General features: G+C 73.2%; 20 protein-coding genes and 2 pseudogenes. 13 read left to right on the forward strand and 9 right to left on the reverse strand.

Translation table 11 applies throughout. The annotated features are described in order from the left end of the window. Positions 1 to 158 precede the first annotated feature (158 nt). Positions 159 to 782, forward strand: coding sequence for a SanA/YdcF family protein (locus KME75_RS27335; RefSeq protein ID WP_308283128.1), 624 nt, complete (start codon positions 159 to 161; stop codon positions 780 to 782). 22 nt (positions 783 to 804) lie between these two features. On the opposite strand, the gene KME75_RS27340 is transcribed toward KME75_RS27335, so the two are convergent. Both KME75_RS27340 and KME75_RS27345 read right to left on the reverse strand, forming a co-directional pair. Next, entirely contained in the window at positions 805 to 1,350 is a 546-nt protein-coding gene (locus tag KME75_RS27340) for a pyridoxamine 5'-phosphate oxidase family protein (protein WP_219417760.1), read from the reverse strand. A 161-nt stretch (positions 1,351 to 1,511) separates the two neighbouring features. After that, positions 1,512 to 2,387, reverse strand: coding sequence for an NmrA family NAD(P)-binding protein (locus KME75_RS27345; RefSeq protein ID WP_219417761.1), 876 nt, complete (start codon positions 2,385 to 2,387; stop codon positions 1,512 to 1,514). A gap of 169 nt (positions 2,388 to 2,556) precedes the next feature. Between KME75_RS27345 and KME75_RS27350 the strand changes: the two genes are divergently transcribed. Genes KME75_RS27350 through KME75_RS27360 form a run of 3 tightly spaced genes read left to right on the forward strand, consistent with a single transcriptional unit; the run spans position 2,557 to position 5,188 of the window. Next, on the forward strand, positions 2,557 to 3,699 hold the full coding sequence (locus KME75_RS27350) for an oxidoreductase (protein WP_219417762.1): 1,143 nt from the start codon (positions 2,557 to 2,559) through the stop codon (positions 3,697 to 3,699). After that, positions 3,696 to 4,322: a DUF1989 domain-containing protein gene (locus KME75_RS27355; protein ID WP_219417763.1), complete on the forward strand. Its 627-nt coding sequence runs from the start codon at positions 3,696 to 3,698 to the stop codon at positions 4,320 to 4,322. Before KME75_RS27350 ends, KME75_RS27355 begins: the two co-directional genes overlap by 4 nt. Positions 4,323 to 4,327: 5 nt before the next feature. Beyond that, positions 4,328 to 5,188 carry a polysaccharide deacetylase family protein gene (locus tag KME75_RS27360; protein ID WP_246632941.1) on the forward strand — a complete coding sequence of 287 codons (861 nt, stop codon included), beginning with the start codon at positions 4,328 to 4,330 and terminating at the stop codon, positions 5,186 to 5,188. A 456-nt stretch (positions 5,189 to 5,644) separates the two neighbouring features. On the opposite strand, the gene KME75_RS27365 is transcribed toward KME75_RS27360, so the two are convergent. Next, positions 5,645 to 7,222 (reverse strand): PucR family transcriptional regulator, encoded by a 1,578-nt coding sequence (locus KME75_RS27365; RefSeq protein ID WP_219417765.1) that lies wholly within the window; start codon positions 7,220 to 7,222, stop codon positions 5,645 to 5,647. Positions 7,223 to 7,329: 107 nt separating this feature from the next. On the opposite strand from KME75_RS27365, the pseudogene KME75_RS27375 reads away from it, so the two are divergent. The 4 genes and pseudogenes from KME75_RS27375 to KME75_RS27385 all read left to right on the forward strand — a co-directional run bounded on the left by KME75_RS27375 (position 7,330) and on the right by KME75_RS27385 (position 10,274). Then, positions 7,330 to 8,753 (forward strand): annotated as a pseudogene (locus KME75_RS27375) (cytosine permease). A 58-nt stretch (positions 8,754 to 8,811) separates the two neighbouring features. Beyond that, positions 8,812 to 8,973 (forward strand): annotated as a pseudogene (locus tag KME75_RS45185) (asparaginase domain-containing protein); the annotation flags it as partial. Continuing rightward, positions 8,968 to 9,408 (forward strand): L-asparaginase family protein, encoded by a 441-nt coding sequence (locus tag KME75_RS43720; protein ID WP_372452680.1) that lies wholly within the window; start codon positions 8,968 to 8,970, stop codon positions 9,406 to 9,408. The pseudogene KME75_RS45185 and the gene KME75_RS43720, both read left to right, overlap by 6 nt. An 80-nt stretch (positions 9,409 to 9,488) precedes the next feature. Next, positions 9,489 to 10,274 (forward strand): IclR family transcriptional regulator, encoded by a 786-nt coding sequence (locus KME75_RS27385; protein WP_219417769.1) that lies wholly within the window; start codon positions 9,489 to 9,491, stop codon positions 10,272 to 10,274. On the opposite strand, the gene KME75_RS27390 is transcribed toward KME75_RS27385, so the two are convergent. After that, positions 10,223 to 11,251, reverse strand: coding sequence for a dihydroxy-acid dehydratase domain-containing protein (locus tag KME75_RS27390; protein WP_246632942.1), 1,029 nt, complete (start codon positions 11,249 to 11,251; stop codon positions 10,223 to 10,225). The genes KME75_RS27385 and KME75_RS27390 overlap by 52 nt on opposite strands. Positions 11,252 to 11,376: 125 nt before the next feature. On the opposite strand from KME75_RS27390, the gene KME75_RS27395 reads away from it, so the two are divergent. Then, a complete protein-coding gene (locus tag KME75_RS27395) occupies positions 11,377 to 11,850 on the forward strand; it encodes a hypothetical protein (RefSeq protein ID WP_219417770.1) in 474 nt (157 codons plus the stop codon). A 12-nt stretch (positions 11,851 to 11,862) separates the two neighbouring features. Here the strand turns inward: KME75_RS27395 and KME75_RS27400 are convergent, their stop codons facing one another. Both KME75_RS27400 and KME75_RS27405 read right to left on the reverse strand, forming a co-directional pair. Next, positions 11,863 to 13,125, reverse strand: coding sequence for a YeeE/YedE family protein (locus KME75_RS27400; RefSeq protein ID WP_219417771.1), 1,263 nt, complete (start codon positions 13,123 to 13,125; stop codon positions 11,863 to 11,865). Between the two features lie 171 nt (positions 13,126 to 13,296). Then, positions 13,297 to 13,716 carry a DUF1810 domain-containing protein gene (locus KME75_RS27405; protein ID WP_308283129.1) on the reverse strand — a complete coding sequence of 140 codons (420 nt, stop codon included), beginning with the start codon at positions 13,714 to 13,716 and terminating at the stop codon, positions 13,297 to 13,299. Between the two features lie 94 nt (positions 13,717 to 13,810). Between KME75_RS27405 and KME75_RS27410 the strand changes: the two genes are divergently transcribed. The 3 genes from KME75_RS27410 to KME75_RS27420 all read left to right on the forward strand — a co-directional run bounded on the left by KME75_RS27410 (position 13,811) and on the right by KME75_RS27420 (position 16,907). Beyond that, positions 13,811 to 14,101 (forward strand): hypothetical protein, encoded by a 291-nt coding sequence (locus tag KME75_RS27410; protein WP_219417773.1) that lies wholly within the window; start codon positions 13,811 to 13,813, stop codon positions 14,099 to 14,101. A gap of 357 nt (positions 14,102 to 14,458) precedes the next feature. Further along, positions 14,459 to 14,908 carry a hypothetical protein gene (locus tag KME75_RS27415; RefSeq protein ID WP_219417774.1) on the forward strand — a complete coding sequence of 150 codons (450 nt, stop codon included), beginning with the start codon at positions 14,459 to 14,461 and terminating at the stop codon, positions 14,906 to 14,908. Between the two features lie 4 nt (positions 14,909 to 14,912). Beyond that, entirely contained in the window at positions 14,913 to 16,907 is a 1,995-nt protein-coding gene (locus tag KME75_RS27420) for an SIR2 family NAD-dependent protein deacylase (RefSeq protein ID WP_219417775.1), read from the forward strand. On the opposite strand, the gene KME75_RS27425 is transcribed toward KME75_RS27420, so the two are convergent. After that, on the reverse strand, positions 16,887 to 18,299 hold the full coding sequence (locus KME75_RS27425; RefSeq protein ID WP_219417776.1) for an ADP-ribosylglycohydrolase family protein: 1,413 nt from the start codon (positions 18,297 to 18,299) through the stop codon (positions 16,887 to 16,889). The genes KME75_RS27420 and KME75_RS27425 overlap by 21 nt on opposite strands. After that, positions 18,296 to 18,985, reverse strand: a complete 690-nt coding sequence (locus tag KME75_RS27430) for an ARPP-1 family domain-containing protein (protein ID WP_219417777.1) — start codon at positions 18,983 to 18,985, stop codon at positions 18,296 to 18,298. The genes KME75_RS27425 and KME75_RS27430 overlap by 4 nt, the downstream gene beginning before the upstream one ends. 196 nt (positions 18,986 to 19,181) lie before the next feature. Here KME75_RS27430 and KME75_RS27435 point away from each other — a divergent pair, with 196 nt between their 5' ends. Then, on the forward strand, positions 19,182 to 19,823 hold the full coding sequence (locus KME75_RS27435) for an NUDIX hydrolase (protein ID WP_246632950.1): 642 nt from the start codon (positions 19,182 to 19,184) through the stop codon (positions 19,821 to 19,823). Between the two features lie 37 nt (positions 19,824 to 19,860). On the opposite strand, the gene KME75_RS27440 is transcribed toward KME75_RS27435, so the two are convergent. After that, a partial coding sequence (locus KME75_RS27440; RefSeq protein WP_219417779.1) for a hypothetical protein occupies positions 19,861 to 20,166 on the reverse strand: 306 nt, incomplete at its 5' end.

Raw genomic sequence — 20,166 nt, forward strand, 5'->3', positions numbered from 1 at the left:
CCGCTGGCGAGCACTGCGCCGCATCACCGCCAGCCCCCGCAGAATCGGCGCCTACGTCAAAGCAGCGCTCGTCCTCACCCACATCGAACAACTCCAGCTACGCACTTCTTGCTGAGATCACCTCAGTCGGGCCGAAACGGAAGTCCTGGATCCTCGCGGTGCTGCTGGCGCCGCTGCTCACCGCCACCCCGTTCGCCTGGTTGGCGGCGTCCACCGACGGCAGGCGCACCACGGCGGAGCGGGCGGAGGCGCGTCCGGTCGCCCTCGTGCTGGGGGCCGGGTTGCGCCGGGACGGGCGGCCGAGCCTGCTGCTCGCCCGGCGGCTGGACCTCGCGGCGCAGCTGTACCACCGCGGCAGCGTCGACGCGGTGCTGGTGAGCGGGGACAACCGCACCCCCGACTACGACGAGCCCGGCGCCATGCGCGACTACCTCCTCGCGGCGGGCGTGCCGCCCGCCAAGATCGCGACCGATCCCGCGGGCTTCCGCACGTGGGACTCGTGCATCCGGGCACGTGAGGTGTTCGGGGTGCGCTCGGCGATCGTCGTCACCCAGAGGTTCCACCTGCCGCGCGCGGTCGCCCTCTGCCGGGCGGCGGGGATCGACGCCGCCGGCGTGGGCGACCCGAGCCTGCAGGCCCGACGGACCGCCACCGTCTACGGCTACCTCCGCGAACTGCCCGCAGCGTTCAAGGCTGCCACCGACATCCTCGTGCGGCCCGCACCGGAACGGCGCGGGCCGCACGAGCCGGGCGTCACGGAGGCCGTGCTCGCACCTCGGTGAGCCGGCCGGTCGTCGCCCTGGATCAGCCGGTGGCGACGGTGTGACCGAGCTCGGCGAGCAACTGCTCGGGCGCGCTCGCGTAGGCCGTCATCCACGTGGGCTGCAGGCGGTAGAAGACGGCGTCGGACCAGTCGAACGACGTGTCGCCGTAGAACTGGTGCAGGTACTCCCGGATCTCCGGCCAGTCCGGGGCGGCTGGGCCGTCGGCCGGGTTCAGCGTCTCGGCGACGCCGTGCGCGAACACGCCGACTTCCTCGCCGCGCATGTACGCGCAACTCGCGGCGGGACGCGCCCGCAGATGGCGTGCCTTTGCGGCCGTCCGGCTCGTGCCGAACACCCAGCGGCCGTGCAGGAAGTGCCCGTCCGCCCCGCTGATGCGGGGCTCGCCCCGCGCGGTGACGGTGGAGAGTGCGAGCGTGAACATGCCGTTGAGCACTCGGACCAGCTGCTCGGCGGTCAGGGTCGACTCGCCGGACCGGATGATCGAGCGCAGGTGGGCGGTGGACCGTGCCAATGAGCCGTCGAGCAGCGCCTGCAGGTCCCGGAGTTCGAGCTCGGTCTCGTACACGCACCGAGCATGCCGGACGACCCTGACAGAACCGGTCAGGGATACCGGCACCCACAACCGCCCGTCGGCGGTCCCGATCCCGCCGGTGCGACGGCCGGCCCGCCACTCGTGCCCTCCGGCCGCACAACCGTGACCGGCAGCGCGCCGCCGGCTGATCGCGGCTACCCGGCGAGCAGCGGACGCAGGTGTGCGTACGCCCAGCCGGCCAGGGTCGTCGGCGTGGTGGTCAGCGGCCCCCGCGGCGGATCGGGTGCGAGATCGCGGGTCCCGGCCGTCATTCCGACGATCCCCTCCACCGCGCCCTCCGGGAGACCGGCGGCGCGCAGCCCCGCGCGGACGGTGTCGTCGTCGACGGTGGCGAGCCGGATCGGCCTGCCGAGCACGTCGGAGAGGATCTCCGCGACCCGGGCGAAGGAGAGGTCCTCCGGGCCGTGGACGCCCTGCACCGCGCGCCCGTGCCACGACTCCGACAGCAGCCGCGCCGCCACGACATCCCCGATGTCGCGGGGATCGACCCACGGCATGGCGGCGCGCGGGTGGGCCGCGGTGGCCAGCTCGCCCTGCGCGAGGCCGTCCAGGTCGAGCTGCAGGTTGGTGAAGAAGTAGCCACAGCGCAGGTGCAGCACGTCGGCGTCGGTCGCATCCAGGCACTCCTCGATGCGCGCGAGCCCGTCGATGTGGCCGACGCCGTGGCGCTTCTCGGCGCCGACGCTGCTGAGGAACACCACCCGCGCGATGCCCTCGATCCGGACGGCATCGGCGACGATCTCGCCGAACCGGGCCGAGTCCCGCACCGGGTCGTCGACCGTGTGCGGCGTCGGGTCGACCACGAACAGGCTCCGCGCCCCGGCCGTCGCCTCCCGGACGAACGACGCATCGGTGAGGTCCCCGCGGCGCACGTCGGCCGCGGCGCGGAGGGCGGGGTCCAGGCGGGCCGGATCGCGCACCAGCAGCCGGGGCCGGACGCCCGCCTGGATCAGCAGCCGAACGACGCGCGATCCGACGTGCCCGGTCGGTGTGGTGACGGCGATGGTCATGTGGCTCCTCTCGTCGGTGTCCCGATACGACCCGACCCTATGAGGAGATGCGGTCCGATCCTGACCGCATCTCGAGACAGGGACCACTGGAGGTTCCTCCACTGGTGGATCAGAAGCCTGTCCGTTCCTCCGTCGCCCACCCCACCCGCGCGCCGCTTGACTGGCAGCCATGACGACCACTTCGACCGCGCGCTCCGCCCTCACCCCGGTGCGGCTCGGCGGCCACGAGCTGCCCAACCGCCTGGCCGTGGCCCCGATGGCCCGCGTCTCGGCCCGCGCCGACGGCGTCCCCACAGACGAGATGGCGGACTACTACGGCGCGTACGCTGACGGCGGCTTCGGCCTGGTGATCACCGAGGGCAACTACACCGACGCCGAGCACAGCCAGAGCTACGACTTCCAGCCCGGGCTCGTGACTGCGGAGCACGTCGCCGGCTGGCAGGCCGTGACCGGCCGGGTCCACGGGGCGGGAGCGCTGATGATCGCCCAGCTCCAGCACGCGGGCGCGCTCTCGCAGGGCAACCCGTACCGCGGCGGCACCGTGGGACCCTCGCCCGTCCGTCCCCTGGGCGAGATGATGCGCGCGTACGGCGGAAGCGGGCCGTGGCCGGTCCCCCACGAGCTCACGACGCGCGAGATCGGCCGGATCGTCGAGGGGTTCGTCGCGGCGGCGACACACGCACGGGACGCGGGCTTCGACGGCGTCGAGGTCCACGCCGCCAACGGCTACCTCCTCGACCAGTTCCTCACCGACTACACCAACCGGCGCAGCGACGCGTACGGCGGCCCGATCGGCCGGCGGGTCCGGCTCACGGCGGAGGTCATCGCGGCCGTCCGGGAGGCGGTCGGCGGTGGCGGCTTCCTCGTCGGCGTCCGGCTCTCCCAGACGAAGGTCAACGACTTCGCCTACCGGTGGGCGGGCGGGCAGCACGACGCCGAGATCGTCTTCTCCGCCGTCGCCGAGGCCGGAGCGGACTACCTGCACGTCGCCAGCGAGGGGCGCAACTGGCTCGACACGGCGCTCCTCGACGGCGGCACCACGATCACGGCGGTGGCGCGGCGCGTCAGCGGGCTGCCGGTCGTCGCCAACGGCGGGATGCACGACCCGCGGCAGGCCGAGCACGTCCTCGCCGACGGGCACGCCGACCTGCTCTCGCTCGCCCGCGGAGCGCTCGCCAACTCCGACCTGCCGCGCCGCCTCGCCGCGGGGGCGCCCCTCGAGCCGTTCGACCGGGCGATGCTCGCGCCGCGGGTCACCCTCGCCAACGCCCGCGCATGGCGCCTCGCGGCGGACGGGGCGGTGGCCCGATGACCGCACTCGTGAGAACGACCCGCACCGAGGTCCCCGGCGGCACCGGCCGGGCGGTGCGCCTACGGGCCGGTGAGCTGGTCCGGGTGGTCGACATCGCGGGCGGCCAGGTCGGCGACGTCTTCGCGTTCGCCGCCGACGTCGCGGGTGAGCACCACAGCGCCGCGCACACCCGCTCGGTCACGAGCAGGCTCTTCCCCGCCGTCGGGGAGGCGTTCGTGACCGATCGGCGGCGCCCGATCCTCACGCTGGTCGAGGACACCTCACCCGGGCAGCACGACATGCTGATCGCGGCCTGCGACCCCGCGCGCTACGCGGCGCTCGGCGTGCCGGGCCACCGTTCGTGTGCCGAGAACCTGCGCGAGGCGCTGTCCGGCGTCCGGCACCCGTACGCGGGCCCGACCCCGCAACCGATCAACGTGTTCATGCGGATCCCGGTCGGCGCCGACGGTGCCCTGAGCTGGCTCTCCGCGCCCACCGCGCCGGGGGACGCCATCACGTTCCGCGCCGAACTCGACAGCGTCGTGGTGGTCTCGGCCTGCCCGCAGGACCTGGTCGGCATCAACCGCGGCGCGCCGTCCCCGCTCGCCATCGACGTGTTCTCGGTGCCGGACACGGGATCATGACCGGTATGAGCTGGATCGGCGATGCCGCCGCGGTCGCGACGCTGACCTTCGACGTCGACGCGGAGACCCCGATCCTCGCCCACGGCCGGGGCTACGCCGAGCACCTGTCGACGATGTCGCACCAGGCGTACGGCCCGGAGGTCGGCGTGCCGCGCATCCTGGACCTGCTCGACGAGCTGGGCGTGCCCGCCACGTTCTTCGTCCCGGGCTGGGTGGCCCAGCACCGACCGGGCCTGGCCGCCGGCATCGTCGAGCGCGGGCACGGGGTGGCGCACCACTCCTACAGCCACCGTCCGCCCACCTCCCTGACGGCCGCGGATGAACGCGCGGACTTCGAGCGGGCGCTGGAGGTCTTCGCCGAGCAGGGGATCCCGATCAGCGGGCACCGGGCGGCGCTGTGGGAGGCGAGCCCGCAGACGCCGCAGCTCGTGACCGAGCACGGGCTGCTCTACGACTCCTCGCTGATGGCCGACGACCGGCCGTACCGGATCGCCGCGGGCAAGCGGGAGATCGCCGAGCTGCCGGTGCACTGGTCGCTCGACGACTGGGAGCAGTACGCCTTCCTGCCCGCCGCGCAGATCGGCTCGGTCATCACCGCACCCGCGACCGTGCTCGCCATGTGGCGCAACGAGCTGGACGCGATGCGCCACTTCCGCTGCCTGTTCAACCTCTGCGCGCACCCGTTCCTGTCCGGGCGGCCCGGCAGGCTGCTCGCGCTGCGGCGGCTCATCGAGGTCGGGCTCGAGCGCGGCGATGTGCGGTTCGCCCGCTGCCGCGACGTGGCGAGCGCGGCGCTGGCCGACGCCGGGCTGCCGGTGCGGCCGGCCCAGCCGCCCCCGATGGAGCTCTCCGCATTCCCGGACTGAGGCCAGCACGGCGTCGGTGTAGCAGCTGCCGGGACGCTCCCGCCGGTGATCAGCCGAGATCACCGCGAGCTACGCATCCGCGCACCCGCAACGACGCATACCACGCACTCGCGGCGATCATCCCGTGCACGATCACCGCGAGATACGCATCGGCGCATCGGGAACGACGAACACCGCGCACTCGCGGCGATCACGTGCAACCCGCCCGTCACGACCACCGCGAGGTACCGATCCGCGCGGGACACGTCGACGAGCGCACCCACGACGATCACCGGGCCGACGCAGTGCCCGCGCGTGCACAACGTGATCACGGCGAGATACGCATCCGCGCACCGGGAACGACGCACACCGCGCACTCGCGGCGATCATCCCTTGCACGATCACCGCGAGATGCGTGTCCGCGCACCGGTGACCACGACAACCGCCCTCTCGCGGGGATCTACCGAGATCACCGGGCTACCCTCCCGTCCCGGCCTCGAGGGCGAGGAACAGGTCGGCGCGGTCGGCCGTGCGGCCCACGTCGCGGCCGGTGAGCTCGGCGATCCGCGTCAGCCGGTTGCGCAACGTGTTGACGTGGACGTAGAGCGCGGCCGCGGTGGCGGCCCAGTGCCCGTCGTGGTCGAGGAATGCGCGCAGCGTCGTCTCCAGTTCGCCCCCGCGCCTGCGGTCGTGCTCGCGCATCGGGCCGAGCACGCTGTCGGCGAACCGGCGCAGCTGCTCCCCCTCGTGCAGGCCGAGCAGCAGGCGGTACCCGCCCAGTTCGCCGAAGGTCGCGACATCCGGTCCGCCGCGCCTGCCCCGCAGTACCCGGGCCGCCTCCCGCGACTGCGCGAGCGGCCCGCGCAGTTCCGCCGCCGACGACGCGGTCTCCCCGATGCCCACCACCGGAGCGCGCCCGGGGAAACGGGGGGCGAGGGCGGCGACGAGCCGGGCGGCGAGGTCGGGCACGTCGGGCGTGGACTGCCGCCACGGCAGCACGGCCGCGACGTCCTGGCTCCCGCCGGCGACGGCGGCCGGCAGGCTCTCGGCGAGGAAGAAGTCGGTGATCGCCTCGACCATGCCCGGCAGCGTGGGGGTGTCCGGCTCGGCCGAGGCGCGGAACGCGACGGCGCAGACCGTGAGCGGGCCGTCCGGGTCGACCCCGAAGGCACGCAGCCGCCCAGCGACCTCCGCCGCGCGGTGCGCCCCGGAGAGGATCATGTCGAGCAGCTCGCTCGCGAAGCGCTGCTCGATCGCCTGCACCGTCTGCTGCCGCGCCACCTCCAGGCTGAGGAACCGGGCCGCCTGGTCGAGGGCGTCGCGCTCGGCGCGGTCGAGCGCGGTGACCGGACGCAGGCACAGCAGCGCGGCGTCCGCGTCGCCGACGGCGCCGACCGAGAACAGCGTGGCTCGCCCCGCGGCGCCCAGCTCGACCTCCAGCGGCCGGGGGCGCCGGGCGAGCGCCTCGGCGGCGGCCGTCAGCTGGTCTGCGTGGAGGTCGGCGCCCACCGCCGCGAGCAGCCTGCCCATCCGGTCCACCACGGCCAGCGGCAGGTCGTGGTCACGCCGCAGCACCGCGAGCACCCCGGATGCGCCCGCGCCGTGGGAGATCGCGGCGGCCAGTGCGTTTCCCCGCCGGACCATCCCGACGAGCGCGCTCTGCCGCTGCTCGGCGTAGATCGCCGCGGCGGCGCGCGTCACCTCGGTGAACGGGACGCGCACGGAGATCTCCAGCAGCGGCACACCTGCGGCGTCGCATGCCTCGACCAGCTCGGGCGGGGTGCTCGTGCGCTCCGCACGCAACCCGAACACCACGCCCGCCGCGCTCGCCCGCCGGATGTTCGCGACGAACTGCGCGGGGTCGGCAGGCCGCTCCCCCTCGAGCCAGAGGCCGTTGGTGAGCACGAGCTCGCGCTCGCGCACGTAGGGCGACGGGTCCGGCAGCTCGGTGTTGTGCACCCACACGACCTCGTCGTCGAGCGCGCCCGGCCCGCCTGCCACGAGCAGGCGCAGCTCCAATGTGGGATCGGCCAGGAGGGCGCGCAGCGTCAGCACGTTGTGAACCTATCCACCGCCAGGCCGAATACCTAGATGTTCCGCTACTCCACGCCGTGGTCCCGGACTGGTTGTGTCATGCACCTCCGAGCGAGAGGGCGACAAGGATGTCCACTGCCGAATCAGCCGAGGCCGTTCCGTTCGACGCGCACGGCATCGAGCCGATCCCCGATGCGAGCCGCGACTCGACACCGTGGGAGCAGTTCTGGATCTGGGCGGGGGCGAACATCGCCCCGATCAACTGGGTGCTCGGGGCGCTGGGCATCACGCTCGGGCTGAGCCTGGTCGAGACGCTCGTCGTGGTCGCGCTGGGCAACGTGGTCGGCTGCGCGGTGTTCGGCGCGTTCAACGTGATCGGCCACCGCACGGCCGTGAACCAGATGGTGCTCGGTCGCGCCCGTTCGGCCGCCGCGGCGCGGTCGTCCCCGGCGTCGTGCAGGGCCTGCTGACGATGGCGTGGGTGGGCGTGAACACCTGGGTGGTGCTCGACCTCGTGCTCGCCGTACTCGAGCAGCTCGGGATCACGGGCGGCCGTGGCCTGGAGTACCTGGTCGCCGCCGTGATCATGGTGGTGCAGCTGGGTCTCGCGCTCTACGGCTTCTACGCGATCCGGACGTTCGAGAAGTACACCGTGCCCGCGACCGTCGTCGTGATGGTGATCATGACGGTCCTCGCGCTGGCCGGGACCGAGGTCGACTGGACCGGGCGCACGGCCATCACGCCGGGAGAGAAGCTCACCGCCGTCACCCAACTGCTCACCGCCATCGGCATCGGCTGGGGCATCTCCTGGATCCCCTACTCGGCCGACTACAGCCGGTTCGTGCGGCCCACGGCGTCCGGCCGCTCGGTGTTCTGGGCCTCGGCGCTCGGGATGTACGTGCCCACCGTGTGGCTCGCCGCGCTCGGCGCGTGCCTGGCCAGCGCGGACGGCAGCAGCGACCCGTCGACGCTGGTCGTCGGGGCGTTCGGGGTGATGGCCGTCCCGGTGCTCCTGCTGATCATGCACGGCCCGGTCGCGACCAACATCCTCAACCTCTACTCGTGCTCGCTCGCCGCGCTGTCGATCGGCGTGCGCATCGCGCGGTGGAAGATCACCCTGGTCGCCGGGCTCGTCGCCTCCGCGGTGCTCGCCGTGTTCGTCCAGGCCGACAGCTTCGCGCACGCCTTCGACCACTGGATGGTGTCCATCCTCGTGTGGATCAGTCCGTGGGCGGCGATCGTGCTCGTCGACTACTTCGTGGTCCGCCGCGGCCGCGTCGACGTCGCAGCGCTCTACGCCGAGCCCAACCGGTCCCCGTACGGGTCGGTCCGGACGGGGGCGCTCGTGGCGCTCGCGCTCGGCGTCCTGGGCGGCTGGACCTGGCAGTACGGCCTGGTTCCCGTCATGCAGGGCCCGCTCGCCCGCGCGATGGGCGGCACGGACTTCTCCTGGCTGTCCGGGGGACTCGTCGCCGGCGGTCTGTACTACATCGTCGCCGCGCGGCGCACGAAGCCCACGGTCCCCGCCTCGACGGCAGGAGCGCGGCGATGACGGCCCCGCTGGTGCGCGTGCTCACCACCGGCGGCACGTTCGCGTCGCTGCCGCGACCGTCGCGGCGGCCCCGGCGGCGCGCGGGCTCGGCGTGCTCGTGGTGTTCGCCGGGCGGATCCACGCGGCACGTCGGGCCACCAAGGCGCACACCCGGTCGGTCGAGGCCTTCCGCTCCCGCAACGGGCGACCGCTGGGCGAGGTCCGCGGCGGCGAGGTGCAGATCTCGGACGACCTGCCGGCGCGGCCGCCGGGCTTCCGGATCGACGAGCTCCGCGGCGGACCGGCCAGGGTGGACGTCGTGCCGGTCCACCTGGGCACGGACGGCACCCAGCTCGCGGCTTGCCGGGCCGCCGGAGCGCGCGGCATCGTGCTGGAGGCGCTCGGCGCCGGGAACCTCACCCCCGCCGTCCTCACCGAGGCGATCGACTGCCTCCGCTCGGGCGTCCCGCTCCTGGTGACCTCCCGGTGCGCGGACGGCCCCACGGTCGCGCACTACGGAGGCGGCGGTGGGGCCGACCTCGCCGCGGCCGGGGCCGTCCCCGCCGGACCGCTCGGCAGCGCGAAGGCGCGGCTGCTGCTCGCGGCCGCGCTGACCGCCGAGCGCGGGGTGGACGCGGCTCTGGCCCGCATCGGCCCGCACCTCGCCGCCCGTTGACACGGTGACCGGGGCCACTTACGTTGGGCGCTCGTCGCAGTAAGCGGCAGAGAGTTCCACTAAACGGAACAGGTGATGCGGTGACGGCGGCTGCCGAGGAGGAGGCGCCCCGGCGGGGCCGGTCGAGCCCGCACGGGACGTCGGTGGAGAAGGCGATGCGCATCCTGGAGGCGCTCGCCGTCCCCGGTGGGCCGCACCGGCTCATGGACATCGCCGAACGCGCCGAGGTCCCGCGCTCCACGGCGTACCGGCTGCTGGCGATGCTCGGGGCGGAGGGCTTCGTGGAGCCCGGCGGCGAGGGCCGCTACGGGATCGGCAGCCGGCTGGGCGGCCTCGCCGCACAGGTCGTCGCGGTGGTCTCGGCGGGGGTCGGCCCGGCACTGCAGGAGCTGCAGCAGGGCGCGGGCGGCAACACCGTGCACCTGGCGATGCGGGTCGGCGACCACGCGGTCTACCTGCACAAGGTCGACAGCGACAAGCCGTACGAGATGCGGTCCCGGGTGGGCAGCCAGTTCCTCCTGCACTGCACGGCCATCGGTAAGGCGATCCTCGCCCACCTCCCCTCCGAGGAGGTGGAGACGATCACGGCGACCGCGGGGATGCCGGCCCGGACCCCGGCGACCATCACCGGCCTGCCCGCCCTGCACGCCGAGCTGGCGGCCGTGCGCGAGCGCGGCTACGCCGTCGACGACGAGGAGAACGAGGCCACGGTGCGGTGCATCGGGGCCGCGGTCCTCGACGGGTCCGGCGCGCCGCGCGGCGGCGTGAGCATCTCGACGGTCACCTTCGCCGTCGACCGCACCGAGCTGCTCACCTACGCACCCCTGCTCCAGGCCACCGCGCGCCGGATGGCGGACCTGGTCTGACCGGTACGGATCTCGTCGGACGAGTCCTCCATGTAGTGGCTGCCCGCGGGCTTCAGGTCGACCAGCACCGGGGTCTGCTCGCTCATCTCGTCGAACCGGGCGAGGTCGAGCGTGTAGCCGAGCCGGCCCGCCACCGCGGCCAGGTGCACGATCCCGTTGGTCGACCCGCCGACGGCCAGCAGCACCCGCAGCGCGTTCTCGATGGCGTCCGCGGTGAGGATCCTGTCGATCGTGAGGCCCTCGTGCGCCAGCTGGGTCGCCCGCCTGCCGGTGAGCTCGGCGATCCGCACCCGGTCGGCGGTCACCGCGGGTGGCGTCGCGCTCCCGGGCAGTGCGATCCCGGCGGCCTCCGCGACGCAGGCCATCGTGCTGGCCGTGCCGGCGACCGAGCACGTACCCACGCTCGGGGCCAGCGCCGAGTTGACTTCCGCGATCTCGGCGTCGTCGATCTCCTCGCTGCGGTAGCGGCCCCAGAAGGCCCGGCAGTCCGTGCAGGCCCCGACCCGCTGTCCGCGGTGGGTGCCGCTGAGCATCGACCCGGTGACGAGCTGGATGGCCGGGATCCCGGCGGAGGCGGCTCCCATCAGCTGCGCGGGCACCGTCTTGTCGCAACCGCCGATGAGCACCACCGCGTCCACCGGGAGGGCGCGGATCATCTCCTCGGTGTCCATCGACATCAGGTTGCGCAACAGCATGCTCGTCGGCTGCGCGAAGCTCTCGTGCAGCGAGATCGTCGGGAACTCGACCGGGAGCCCGCCGGCGAGCATCACGCCCCGCTGCACGGCCTCGATCAGCTGGGGCATGTTGCCGTGGCACGGGTTGAACCCGCTCCCGGTGTTCACGATGCCCACGACCGTGCGGTTCAGCGAGTCGTCGCTGTAGCCCGCGCCCTTGATGAACGCCTTGCGCAGGAACAGGGCGAACTCGGAGTCGCCGTAGTCGGTCAGCTTCCCGCGCAGTCCTGCGGGCTCCGTCATCATTGACCTCGCTATCGACGATCGTGGCGCTGGGACGATGCCAGCCAACCATCCGCCCTCGCACCGCGGCGCCGGACCGCGTGGCCGTTCGGCTGCACGGGCCGCGATGAGGCACCCTGACGTCCGTGCCGCGTCCGCAACCCGAGCCTCCACCACGCCTGTCCCGGTACTGGAACGGCTACGTGGCCGACTGCGCGGCCTCCGTCGGGCGGTTCCGGCGGATCACCACGGCGCTGCCGGCCGGCCCGGCTCGTACCTGGCTCGACGAGATCGCCGCCCGCCTCGACGCGGAGCTCGACGCGGTGCGCCGCCTCGCGACCGTGGGCGACTCGATCGAGCCGGCCCGCTTCCGGGTGCGGGAGGAGCCGGCGAAGCGGATCTCGCAGCGGCTCGCGGCGGCACGGAACGCGTTCTCAGAGGCGGTGTCGCAGGCCGCGGAGGTGGCCGAGCAGGTCGCGCTCGACCCCGCGCACCACGACGTCCGGGCGCATCTGGAGGAGCTCAGCCGGCAGGCGTCCCAGCTGGCGTTGGCGTCCGAGCCACCTCCGCCCGAGCCGGAGCCGCCGCGCCGGTGGTGGCGCCGGCGCGGAGACGGCTAAGTCAGGGCGCGGTCAGCACACGGCGTCGGTCGGCGTGGGGTTGGCCAGCCCGAACAGTCGCCGCCCACGCAGCCCGATCCACGTGCCCGCGAGCGCGGCGAGGCCCCAGATCCAGCCCGAGAGGCTGCCCGACGCGATCCCCGCGAGGTACGCGCCGATGTTGCAGCCGCTCGCCAGCCGGGCGCCGACGCCCATGATGATCCCGCCCAGCACGGCGGCCAGCGCCGTCCGCCACGGGATGGAGCGGTGCAGCACCCAGGCGCCGCCCGTGGTGGCCGCAACCGCGGCGCCGATCATGATGCCGATGTCGGTGAGCGAGGTCTTGTCGGCGAGCACGGGGCCGGCCAGCGCCTTGGCCTGCCCGGGCTGCTGCCAGTAGGCCCACGTCTCGGGGTGTAGGCCGATCGCCTGCAGCGCCTTGGCACCCCAGAGCGCGAACGCGCTGGTGATGCCCCAGGCGCCGCCCGAGACGAGCGGCACGGCACCCCCGAGCGCGGCCAGCGCAACGCCGCCGACCCACAGCGGCCAGGACCCCCGCAGGATCCGGGCCACGCCGCGGGCGGTCGGAGGCACGCCGGTGGGCGGCGGGTTGCGGCGGGCCTGCACGGCCCGGCTGATCGCCACGACGACGAGCAGCGCCGCGATCGTGACGACCCACGACCCGAACCAGCCGACGTGATCGGCAAGCACGACGGCCGGGAGCGCCGGCAGGTCGTCGACCAGCGGGTAGCCCCACGTGTAGAGCACCGAGCCGGCGATGAACCCGAAGAGCGTCAGCACGATGGTGCCCTGCCCGGACCCGACGGCGAACAGCGTGCCGGACGCGCAGGCGCCGCCGAGCTGCATGCCGATGCCGAACAGGAACGCCCCGAGCACGAGCCCGACGCCGAGCGGCCCGGCGGACGGTTCGGGGGTCGACCCGAACAGCCCGGTCCCGGTGCCGATGACGAGCGCGAACAGCGTGGCGGTGGTGCCGAGCAGCACGGCGTGGGCGCGCAGCCCGGCCCCGTTGCCGACGGCGACGAGCTGCCGCCAGGCGGAGGTGAACCCGAACCGGGAGTGGAACAGGGCGACACCGAGCCCGACCCCGAGTGCGAGCAGGACGGCCTGCTGGGCGCCGTGCGCGAGCGCGACGTAGGTGACGAGCGCGGCGCCGAGCACACCGATCGAGGCGAGCGGACGCCACTGCACGGGCTTGGCCGGATCGGCGATGGGCGGGACGGCGCTGGTCGGAGACGGCGCCAGGAAGGAGCGAGTGGGTGCGGTCGTGGTCACGGAAGAACCTCGGCTGGGCAGGCGGAAAACGGACGGCGGGTCGTCAGGGACGACAGGCCGCCGCGCGCTGCGTGCAGTGGTCGACGTGGAGCCGACGGGTGAGGACCACCCGACGAGGTTAGCCCGCGCTCCCGGGCCCGCGCCGCCCGAAACGGCCGTTCGCGGGCGAGGTCACAGCCGCTCGAGCGTCTTCTCGTCGGGTGCTCCGTCGTAGAACCGGTCGAGCACCTGCCGGAACACCGGCTCGTCCGAGGCGGCCCGCGCGAACAGCGTCATCGACGAGCGCAGCTTCAGGTCGTCGGGCGAGCCGAAGATCTCCCGCGCCGTCCGCCCGGTGATGGCGGCGACGACACCGGCACATTCGACGAGCCGCGGCCCGAGGACCGGGTGCGCCAGGTAGGCGCGGGCCTCGTCGAGGCCGGAGATCGCGTAGTGCTGGGCGGTGGGGCTGTGTCCCAGGCCCGCGATCTGGGGGAAGACGAACCACATCCAGTGGCTCGACTTGCGGCCGCGGCGCAGTTCGGCGAGCGCCTGGTCGTAGACGCCGTTCTGGGCGTCGACGAAGCGGTCGAGGTCGTAGGTGTCGGTCACGGAGTCAGCCCTCCCGGTTGTTGCCTCGAAACGGCCCACGGCATCGCCCCACCCTCCTACACTCGGCTCGTCGTGATCGCCTCGGGGGAATGACATGACGAGCAGCACGCAGGCCGCCGTCCGGATCGAGGCCGTACGAGGCATCAACGCCCAGTTGCGCGAGTGCGCCGCGACCCTCAATTCGGCCCGCCACACACCACCCGCCGTTCCGGAGGTCGGGCCATCGACGGCGCACGTGGCTCGTGCACTCGCCGGGCTGACCGGCGTCCTCGGGTCGTTCGCCGGGGCGATCGGCGCGACAGGCAACGCCGCCATGGGTTGTGCGGAGGCCTACGCCGACGTAGGGGAGTCGGCAGGCACGACGCTTCGGGGCGCGCGACCGTGAGCTCTGCGGCTCCGGACACCCAGCTGCAGCCAGACACCGCCGCCTGCCGGTCTGCTGCCGAGTGGGTCAGGGCCCTCGCCAAGGCCCTCGAGACGTCAACGGCCGTTCTGCACGACGCCCAGGGCACGACGACGGTCTGGTCGGGTCCGGCAGGCGAGGCGTTCTACGGCCACGTCGGTCGCGGCACGGCGGACGCATCGGCGCTCGCGGCGTCGATCCGGACAACCGCCGACGCGTTCCAGACCTTTGCCGACGAACTCGACGTCGTCCGCGCCCACCCGGATCGCGCTCGGGAGGGCGCCTCGGCCGCGGGGCTGGACATCACCGAGACTGGAATCCCTTCCACCCCGCCCCGCTGTGCATCCGCCGACCGGCGCCGCTGCTGCGGCAGACGGGGCGATCACGGCGTGGAGCAGAGCCACGGCAGCCGTCGGCAAAGCCCGCGATCGAGAGCGTTCGGCTCACGAGGATCTGGAGCGGCAGCTCGACGCGCACACCACCTCGTGGACGGCGATCGCGGAAGGGCACTTCGTCACGGTCTCGTTGGGCGGCCCGGAGGAGCCCGGACAACCCGGTGGCGCGAAGTACGTCCTCGGCCCACCGACCCGGCCTCCCCTCACTTTCGACGACGACTTCCTTCCCGATCCGGGGACAACGCCGACCGTCGCGGATCGCCTTTCCTGGGCCGAATGGGGTGTCACGATGGAAGCGGCGAGGGTTGCTCGTCCCGACCTCGACGACGCGCTGGCGTTGTATGCGCACTACCGGGACGGCTCCGGGACGCCGACGCATTCTGAATCGGGATGACCGGGTGCGTGATCGGTGGCGACGACGAGAGCACCGTCCGCACGGATCGCGACCGATCGCCGACAGGTTCCCCGAACTCGGCCGGTTCATCGACGTGCGCTGGATCGGTGGGACGATCGGGGGCGCGCCGCGGCCCTCGACGTACTTCATCGAAACGGTGGTGACCCGCAGGCCGGGGGACGTCGAACGGCTGCAGAGCCGCTATCGTTTCGAGCCCGCCCCTCCGCCGCCGGTGGCCGAGCCCCTTCGCGATGCCGTCGACGGAGACGCGGGGTGGTCGCGTAGCGCCGAACCCGACGCGGGTGTCGGGCCCGAGGGCTGGGTCTCGCGGGTGTCGGTGCAACTCGATCGCGGCACCATCCATCTCAGGCCCGAGGGGAATGAGGCGGGATCGGATCGGCGCTTCCCACAGCGTGACGAGGTGATCGACCAAGGAGACGTCGTGTCGACTACCGCTGCCCCACACGTATTCGCCATACCCGGCGACGTCACCCGGCTCGCGGCCGACTCCTGGCTGCTCCCGACCGATCGGACGCTGCACGTCACCGACGGCTGGTACGCGGCGGTCCCCGGGCTGCGGGCCGCCATCGCAGCACTCGGCCCCCAAGCCGACGACTTCCGTGCCGAGCGGGTCAGGGCGCTAGTACTCCCCCGCTGGCACCCGGCCGTTCCCCAGCCCGTTCTCGTCCCCGTGCCGTTCGAGGGGATCCGCGACGCCGAGCAGGTCGTCGAGCCGCTGACCGCCGCGCTCCAGGCCGCTGCCGATGCCGCCCGGGACCGCGCCGAGCGCCGTCCCGCGAGTCAGCGCCGTGGCTTTCCACTCGTCGCCTTGCCCGCCTTCGGATCTGCGGGCGGTGGCGGCGATCGGCTGCGGGGGGCGATCCTGCGTCGGATCCTCGACGTCGCCGGCATTGTCGGGCGGGAGACCGGCATCGACGTTGCGCTCGTGCTCCGCAGCCCCGCCGATCTCGCGCTGGCCCACAGCTTCCGGCGCGCGGAATCCGGCACATGGGCGGTGCTCGGCGACGATCTCGTTCGGCGTGCGCAACGCCTGGCGGACGAGGCACGGACCGGGCAGCTCGTGCCGTTCATCGGGGCCGGCGTCTCGGCGTCCGCCGGCCTCCCGACCTGGGGTGGCCTGCTCGAGAAGCTGCTCGCGGAGAGTGACCTGCCTGCCGACGAGCACGACGGGTTCCGGAGGCTCGGTGCTCTTGATCAGGCGCACGTCCTGCGCCACCGGTTCGAACAACGGAACCGGGCGTTCAACGAGACCGTCGCGCGGCACACGGACGCCGATCGCTACGGGCTTGCTCCCGCGATCCTCTCCGGCCTGCCCACCAGGGAGGCCGTCACGCTGAACTACGACACGCTCTACGAGAAGGCGTCGGCGGACGCGGGCCGCCCTCCCGCGATCCTGCCGCAGGAGGCCGTACGACCCGGTGAGCGGTGGCTGCTCAAGCTGCACGGCACGGTCACCCACCCCGAGACGATCGTGCTGACCCGCGAGGACTACCTCGGCTACGGACGCGCCCGGCAGGCTCTCTCCGCGATCGCGAAAGCCATGCTTCTGACCCGGCACCTGCTCTTCGTCGGGTTTGGCTTGGCCGACGACCACTTTCACGAGCTGATGCACGACGTCCGCCAGGTCCTGCCGCGCTCGGTCCGCGGCGAGGCGCGTCTCGGCAGCGCGCTCCTGCTCGCCGCCGACCCGCTGACCACCCGCCTGTGGGGCGACGACCTCGACCTCATCGCCATGAACGGGCCCGACATCGCCGCACGGGGACGGCTGCTCGAGATCTTCCTGGACTGCCTGCTCGCCCACGCCGACCAGGGACTGGGATTCTTCCTCGACGACCGCTACCGGCACCGGCTGAGCCCAGCCGAGCAGCGGCTGCGACAACGGCTGCTCGACCTCGCAGGAGCCGAGGCCGACGAGCGGGACTCGCCCGCGTGGGCACAGGTCCAGGCGCTGCTGCGGTCACTCGGGCACCGCGAGTAGCCCGGCGACCAGCGACGCTCGGGGGCGGGCCGTGGGCAGGACGTAGACCACCCGCCGCAGCGCCGATGCGCGCGACGAGCCCGTGATCAGCGCCCCGTACGCGGCGGCCACCACCGGGGTACGCGTCTCGGCGTAGGCGCAGTGCAGGAACACGGTCTTGCCCTCGTCGCGCAGGTCCTTGATCAGGCCGGCGCTGTCGGTGAGAACGCCGCCGAGGTCGAGGGTCGCGTCGTCGCGGTCGATGAGCCACACCTCGACGTGGTCAGGCGCGGGGACGCCTGCGAGCGGGGCCTCGGCGGCGCCGAGCCGGCACAGGCTGACCACCGCGTCGGCGACGCCCGGGCGCAAGGCCCCGACCGCGCCGAGCAGCACGCCTCGATCGTCCGGGTGCGGAACGATCTGTTCTGACGAGCCGACGTAGGTGTCGAGGCTCGGCCCACTCGGCCAGCCGTCCGCGTCGGGTCGACCGCCGCGGGCGGCGAGGATCGCGAGCCGAGCGAGATCGCGGGCCCGCAGGCCCGGCCATCCATGCAGCACTCGCCGCCACCGGGCCGGCACGGCACTGCCGCCGTAGCGGGCGCCGAGCAGCGCCCCGGCGATGGCGGCGACGGTGTCGGTGTCCCCGCCGGCGGCGACGGCGGCCTGCAGACCGGCCTGGAGCCCGTCGGTGTGGACGATCGCCGACCACGCCCCCTGCAGCGCGGCCACCACCCAGCCGTTCGTCCGCGCGAGCGCATCCGGCGTCGCCCGCTCGGCCTCGTCGAGCAGGCCTGCCCACTCCGGGCCGACGTGCCCGAGCCCGACGCGCACGTCCAGCTCCCCGGTGCGCACGGCGTGATCGATCGCCAGGCACCACAGCACGCACGCGTCGCCGGCCTGCGGGTCGTAATGGGTGACCGCACTGACGGCCCGCGCCGCCTCGGCGATGGCGTCGGGATCGCCGAGGTGCGCCAGCGCGACCGGTGCGGTGCGCATCAGCGAGCCGTTCCCCGCGCTCCGGCCGGTTCGCGCGTGCAGCTCGACTCCTCGGGCCCGCATCCGTTCCGCCGCTCCCGACTCCGGCGTCCCCCGCAACGGCCGCAGCACCGCGCGGGTCTGGGTGCCGACGTCCGCCGGGCCGTGCGCGTACCAGCGAAGGAACCGGGCGCCGATCCGGTCCAGGGTTGCCTCCTCGCGCAGATCCGCTCCGGTCGCGGCGGCCTCGGCGATCACCGTCGCCATCTCGGTGTCGTCACTCCATTGCCCGGGCGCATACCCGCCGAGCCCGCCGCCGAGCATCCGCGCTTCCTCGCCAGGGCCGGGCAGGGGACGGCTGCCGTACTCGTAGGGCACGCCGAGCGCGTCCCCTGCTGCGGCGCCGAGCAGCACGCCGACCGCGCGGTCCAGGTTCATGCCGTCACCAGCTCGTGCCGCGGGTTGATCGCGACCGTCTGCACGGCCCGGCCGCGCCAGCCGAGTACCGACACGCGCGCTTCGCCCGTCGCGCCATGCCCGTGCGCGTTCCGCGGAACGCGCTTCACCTCCTCTGCGAAGCACCGCGCCCGCCGTCCGGGCGTGGTCACCGCAGGCCGGCCGACGGCATCGACCGCGGCGGCGTGCAGCAGCCCGTCCCACACTTGCGCAAGCGTCAGCGGGGAGTCGAAGACCTCCAGCAGTACGGGCGACCCACCGATCCCGATCAGCACCCCGCTCTGGAACGGCAGCAGCCGCAGTTCCCGCACCAGCGCAGCAGCCTGTGCGTCGGCACCGCGGGTCGTCTCCAGGAGCGAGGCGGTCGCGCTGTCGCCGTAGCGGCGCACCCGGTCCCACACCTCGTGCTGTCCGGTCGCAGCGCGCACCCGGACCGGCGCCCGCCGACCGCCACGGACGTGCCCGCCGGCACCGCCCCAGCGCCCCTCCTCCACACACCGCACCTCGAGCACCGCCGAGCGGCCCGGCTCCACGACGACCGACCGGGCCGCGACCCGGTGCTGCCGGCCACCCTCGAGCAACTCCCCCTCCAACACGAGCGCAGGCTCCAGCCCGGTGTTGGTGACCACCAGCTCGCCGACGATCGTCGAACCGGCCCGCTCCGTCACCTCTATCGCCGGGCCGTGCAGCTCATATCCCCCGCTGCTCGACCGCCGCTCCGTTGAACACCGGGAACACGGTCAACGCCCCACGCACGACCGGGTTGCCCACGTGCACGTCCGCCTGCTGCATCGCCCACCCCTCCAGTTAGCGCGCTCTTGCGCTAACCAATAAGAGCACAAGTGCGCTAACTTGTCGAGCGTGATGTGGCTCGACTCCTCCGGCCGAGCGCTGGCCGACTACCCGCACCCCTCGATCGCCGTGGACGTGGCCCTCCTGACGGTCGTCGACGACCGTCAGGCAGTGCTGCTGCACGAGAAGGACGACGGGCCCTGGTCGTTGCCCGGAACGTTCGTGCGGATCGACGAGAGGCTCCGCGACGCGGCGCTGCGGGCACTGCGCGACAAGGCGGGCGTGGCCGGGCAGGAGCCGGAGCAGCTGCGAGTGTTCGACGGGCTCGACCGGGACAGCCGGGGCCGAGTGATGAGCGTGGCGCACGTGGACCTCGTCCCGGCCCGGACGCTGGAGACGAGGACCGCCTCGCTCGTGCCGGTCGACGAGCTACCGGAACTGGCCTTCGACCACCGCGAGATCGTCGAGGCGGCCGTCGAGTGGGCGCGCGCGGAATACCGGGAACGCCCCGACCCGCGGGGGCTCGCGGGTCAGGAGTTCACGCTGCTCGAGCTGCAGCGGGTGCACGAGGCAGTGTTGGGCACGTCATTGCAGAAGGACACGTTCCGGCGGCGGATGATCGATCAGCTTCGGGAGACGCCGGAGGTGAGCCGGGGCAGTGTCGGGAAGCCGGCTCGACTCTTCCGGAAGCATACCGCCAATCAGCCCAACTGATCATCGGCAACCGTTCAGAGAGCTCAGTACCCCCGCATTATCGACGCATCTCTGGGAACACCATCTCGATGATCTCGACCAGCTGGCGAGCCTGTTCTATGTTGAGCTGCAGGCTCTGGCTTGACTTCCGGTCGCTCACCCGATCATCGCTGCCGAAAGTACTCAGGTGCAGGAGTCGTTGTGGGCCTTCCCCCACCACTCCGTACTGTAACGTCCCTGAAGGAGCGGGGCCGGTCAACCCCCTGTTGTTGTAGTTGATCTTTTCTTCGTTGGCTCTCCGACTGTTCTTGGGCGCGTCGAGGTAGGCGGCGGGGTCAAGGAGCGCCCGGGAGGGCGCCCGCGT

It is taken from the genome of Pseudonocardia nigra, assembly GCF_019396355.1.
In the GTDB taxonomy this organism is placed as follows: Bacteria; Actinomycetota; Actinomycetes; order Mycobacteriales; family Pseudonocardiaceae; genus Pseudonocardia; species Pseudonocardia nigra.